General features: G+C 31.8%; 2 protein-coding genes. Both read left to right on the top strand.

All coding sequences use genetic code 11. The features are described 5' to 3' along the window. Positions 1-702, top strand: a 702-nt coding sequence (locus ERL59_RS20590) for a hypothetical protein (protein WP_160648105.1), incomplete at its 5' end; no start/stop codon positions are given. A gap of 42 nt (positions 703-744) precedes the next feature. Next, positions 745-3090, top strand: a 2346-nt coding sequence (locus tag ERL59_RS20595; RefSeq protein ID WP_160648106.1) for a Kelch repeat-containing protein, incomplete at its 3' end; no start/stop codon positions are given.

Raw genomic sequence — 3090 nt, forward strand, 5'->3', positions numbered from 1 at the left:
AATTTACCAACATTATCAATTTCATCTCATAATGACAATGAAATCGTTTCAAATAATAGCTTAGAACTTACTTGGAACTACAGTGATCTTGATGATCAAGAACAGTTAGCCTATCAAGTCATTGGTTCACAAGATAACTGGGAATCCTGGTCGTATAACTCTGGAGAGGTTGTGTCATCTAGTAAAACACATACGACACCACAAATAGCTGGAGGAGAATGGGATTTTGCAATCAAAGTTTGGGATGGTGTGGAATGGTCAGAAGAAGTTTATTTAAACAATATTCAATTACCAATCTCTTACGAACCAAATGATGATTTTAATACATCGTATCCTATTGTTTATGATAACAATTATAGTTCAATTATTAATTCAATTAATGACGTAGATTTCTTTAAAATTGTACCAAATCAATCAGGAATTCATTACATATCACTTCAAGTACCTGTTGGCGTAGATTACGATTTTTATATATATAACAGGAATATGGATTTGGTTACTGAGGCTACATTAAGTAATGATGAGTATTTTTTAGTGGAAAGTGATCAAAACTACTATATTAAAATTTTTAGTAGCGATGGTAGTTTTTCAGAGGAACCCTATTCTTTTATAGTAAATCCTTTGGAGCTAAACATTGAAACACAATACCAATATGATGAGAATGGAAATTTAATCAATAAGCAAAAAACGATTAAAAATTAACCTTAATAAAATTATTATGTGAAAAAGGAGAAGGACACAGTAATGAAAAATCAGAAAAAATGGATACAATTTGGGTTAATATTGATCTTGTTTTTTACGATAATCCCATTACCTAGCATACAAAAATATACTGAAGCAAATGAAACAGAAGTATGGACAGAAGTAAGTAGTATGAATCATCCCAGAAAATCATTTCAAAGTGAAATGGTTGATGGGAAGATATATGTAATGGGTGGACAAAGTACTGGTGATCAAAAAATTAGACATTCTAGTAGTGAAGTCTATGATCCATTAACAAATTCATGGACAGAAATAAGTAGTATGAATTATAACAGGTCATCTTTTGAAAGCGAAGTGATTGATGGCAAGATATATGTAATGGGAGGGTACTCAGGTGAATTAACAAATAAGTTAGATAAATCAAGATATGTAGAAGTGTATGATCCATTAAAGAAATCATGGACAGTACTTAATAGTATGATAAAATCTAGATCTGCTTTTGATAGTGAAGTAATTGATGGCAAAATATATGTAATGGGTGGGGATTTATCTGAAGATGGTTATAGCACTGAAGTATATGATCCAGTAACGAATACATGGTCACGATTTAGTAATATGAATTTAAATAAAATTTATACGAGCCATGTGATCAATGGAAAAATTTATGTGTTAGGATATGATGATTCTAATGCTGAGCGTATTACAACACTTGAAGTATATAATCCAAGATCTGATACATGGACTTCACTAAGAGATTTGAATAAAAATAGACGTTATTTTAGTAGTATTGTAGTGGATGGAAAAATTTATGTGGTGGGTGGACAAGAAGACGATTATTTGAATTATGTAGAGGTATATGACCCATCTACGAATATTTGGACAGAGTTAAGACCTATGGAAGAAAAAAGATCACATTCTCAAATTCAAGAGATAAACGGAAAAATTATAGTGATGGGAGGCAAAGGTTACCCTTCACATTCTTATTTGACTAGCACAGAAATGTATGATCCTAACACGGATAACTGGACACAAATGCCTAGTTTAAATAATTATCGATACCTTAGTGAAAGCCAAGTTTTAAACGGATCCATCTATATCATGGCTGGGAGCGATTTTGAAAATAGTGTGGAAAAAATCGAAACTTTACCTCATACTCCTCAAAGTGTGAAAGCACAAATTAATAATGTACAAAAAATTCAATTAACATGGGATGTAGTTAATAATGCCGATGAATATATGGTTAAAAGATCAAATAGTAAGGATGGACCATATGAAATCATTGCTGGCAATGTAGTAGAAAACTCATATGTAGATCAAAATGTAGAAACAGGTACTACATATTTTTATATTATATCTGCTGTTAACCAAATAGGTGAGGGTGAAAATTCAAATGAAGTAACGGTTCTTAATTATGTGCCAAATACTATTTCACCTGGATTAATAGATGAAGAAGAGTTAGTAGAGGGTACATCTTTAACATTTAATTGGCACCCTATGGATACACAAAATGCATTTCAAATACAAATAGATAACCCTTCAAATGAAGTGGTTTTTACTTCAGAATGGATAAATACAGAGAACTCTTCTTATTCTGTCCCTGAAAATGTTCTGGAAAGAGGAAATGTTTATGGATGGAAAGTACGAATAGAGGATAAATTTAGTGGAACTTCACCTTATTCTGATCCACGATATATAAAAATAAATAGCTTACCTGAACTAATGATCACTTCTCATAGTGATAATGAACAAGTTCAAAATAACAGTGTAAGTTTGGCTTGGAACTACAGTGATTTAGATAATCAAGAACAGTTAGCCTATCAAGTCATTGGTTCCCAAGATAACTGGGAATCCTGGTCATATAATAGTAACGAGATAGCTCCTTTAGATAAAACACATACCACTCCATCATTAGGAAATGGAGAATGGGACTTTGGTATACGAGTGAATGATGGATTAGAATGGTCTGACTGGGTTTATTTGAATAATATCCTATTACCTAGTTCTTATGAGCCTAACGACGACTTTACTACTGCATTTCCTTTTACATATTCTAGTACGTATAGTACAACCATTTCTTCAGATTCAGATGTGGATTTTTATCAGTATACAGCTTCACAAACGGGTCTTGATGAATTAACACTTCAATCCACAATAGATAATCATTACGAAGTACATATCTTTGATGGAAATCAAAACTTAATTGGGACAGGTGCTAGTTTAGCTGGTAAAGTCTACTATTTAGTTGAGGGTGGACAAACCTACTATATAAAAATATTTAGTAGAGATGGTAGTTTTTCAGAGGAACCTTATTCTTTTATAGTAAATCCATTGGAGCTAAATATTGAAACACAATACCAATACGATGAAAATGGAAATTTAAGAAATAAA

This window comes from Chengkuizengella marina (assembly GCF_009910845.1).
GTDB classification, from domain to species: domain Bacteria; phylum Bacillota; class Bacilli; order Paenibacillales; family KCTC-33759; genus Chengkuizengella; species Chengkuizengella marina.